Here is a 1,853-nt window from a genome sequence, read left to right on the forward strand (position 1 = left end):
ACGATTCCCGCCGAGCTTGTTGCCGCGCTACACGACGGCGCCGAGCTGGTGCGTCCGCCAGGATCCCGCTTCGCCTGGCGCGCCCTGGGCGATGATCGAGCCACCCTCTTCGCCGATGGCGATGGGGCGGAATGTCCCCTGCCCTTGGCCAGGGCCCTGGCTTCCCGTAACGCCCTGGATGTCGGCATTCTCGAGCTCGATGGCGCCCCCGAACTGCTGGCCGCCCTGATCGATGCCGGCAGCCTCGGCTGGGCAGACGAGTTCGCGGAGTGACAAGACGCAGGATCATCAAGGCAGGGCTGTCGACGGAGCAGCCCCAAGCACTGCCGATAGCCATGGTCATCAAGGTCCAGACAGGAGGTCAAGGATGAAAACGGTAGCGCTGGAGTTACTTGAGGGCAACTGGAACGAAATCGGCGAGGCCGCCAGCGAGATCCGCCGGATCGTCTTCATCGAGGAGCAAGGCGTACCTCAGCAGGAAGAGTGGGATGGACGCGATGGCGACGAATGCCGCCATTTCCTGGCCCTGCTGGACGGTGACCCGGTGGGTACCGCTCGGCTGCTGCCCGATGCCCATATCGGCCGGGTGGCGGTGCTGAAAGAGGCGCGTGGCCTGGGCATCGGAGAGGCGTTGATGCTTGCCACCATCGAAGCGGCACGCCGTGACGGCCAGCCTGCCGTGGAACTCGCCGCCCAGACACAGGCTCTCGCCTTCTACGAACGACTCGGCTTCATGGCCTTCTGTGGCGAGTTTTTCGATGCCGGGATATTGCATCGCCATATGCGTCTCTCCCTGGTGGATGACCTCGAGGCGACGCCTGGCCAGAAGGAAAACTGACTACACGAAAGGCGGCGAAGAGCGCCGTTCTGTAGTCGAGTTACAACACCTCCTCCCCCCAAGTATCAATTGTTCATGCCCCGGTTCTGCGCCCATAGTAGGACAGGACTTCGCTGATGCAGCATCGCCAGGATACCTGCGAGGCCCCAGCGATACCCGCGACGGCGAGGTCGCCCGACACTGTCGACCTTGCGACAACAAGATCCCAAGCCCGACCCCGAGGATGGCTCCATGTCATACCAAGACGATATCAAGGCACTGACCCAACTGCGCGACGCCCAGCAAGGCAAGTGGGCGCATATCAGCCCCGAGAACGTTGCCCGCATGCGTGCCCAGAACCGTTTCCAGACCGGCCTGAACATCGCCCGCTACACCGCGAAGCTCATGCGCGAGGACATGACAGCCTATGACGCCGATACCTCCCGGTACACCCAGTCGCTGGGCTGCTGGCACGGCTTCATCGGCCAGCAGAAGATGCTTTCCATCAAGAAGCATTTCGGTAGCACCCGGGGGCGCTATCTCTACCTCTCCGGCTGGATGGTCGCCGCCCTGCGTTCGGAGTTCGGCCCCCTGCCCGACCAGTCCATGCACGAGAAGACCACGGTGTCGAGCCTGATCGAGGAGCTCTACACCTTCCTGCGTCAGGCCGATGCCTGGGAACTCAACCACCTGTTCCGGGACCTCGAAGCCGCCCAGGGGGCCGATGACGTCAGCCGCGCCGAGGAACTGATCGCCAGGATCGATCATCACGAGACCCATGTGGTGCCGATCATCGCCGATATCGATGCCGGCTTCGGCAACGCCGAGGCGACCTACCTGCTGGCCCGGAAGATGATCGAGGCGGGCGCCTGCTGCATCCAGCTGGAAAACCAGGTGTCCGACGAGAAGCAATGCGGCCGCCAGGATGGCAAGGTTACGGTGCCCCACGAGGACTTCATCGCCAAGATCAACGCCGTGCGCTATGCCTTCCTGGAGCTCGGCGTGGAAGACGGCATCATCGTCGCCCGCACCGACT

Annotated in this window: 3 protein-coding genes; all 3 read left to right on the top strand. The window is 63.5% G+C overall.

The annotated features are described in order from the left end of the window. A partial coding sequence (locus ACESMD_RS09210) for a winged helix domain-containing protein (RefSeq protein WP_372612466.1) occupies window positions 1-273 on the top strand: 273 nt, incomplete at its 5' end. 94 nt (window positions 274-367) lie between these two features. Further along, entirely contained in the window at window positions 368-838 is a 471-nt protein-coding gene (locus ACESMD_RS09215; RefSeq protein ID WP_372612468.1) for a GNAT family N-acetyltransferase, read from the top strand. A 231-nt stretch (window positions 839-1,069) separates the two neighbouring features. Further along, on the top strand, window positions 1,070-1,853 hold a 784-nt coding region (locus tag ACESMD_RS09220), incomplete at its 3' end, for an isocitrate lyase (RefSeq protein WP_372612470.1).

Origin of the sequence: Halomonas sp. (assembly GCF_041689495.1) — a bacterium.
Classification (GTDB): domain Bacteria; phylum Pseudomonadota; class Gammaproteobacteria; order Pseudomonadales; family Halomonadaceae; genus Halomonas.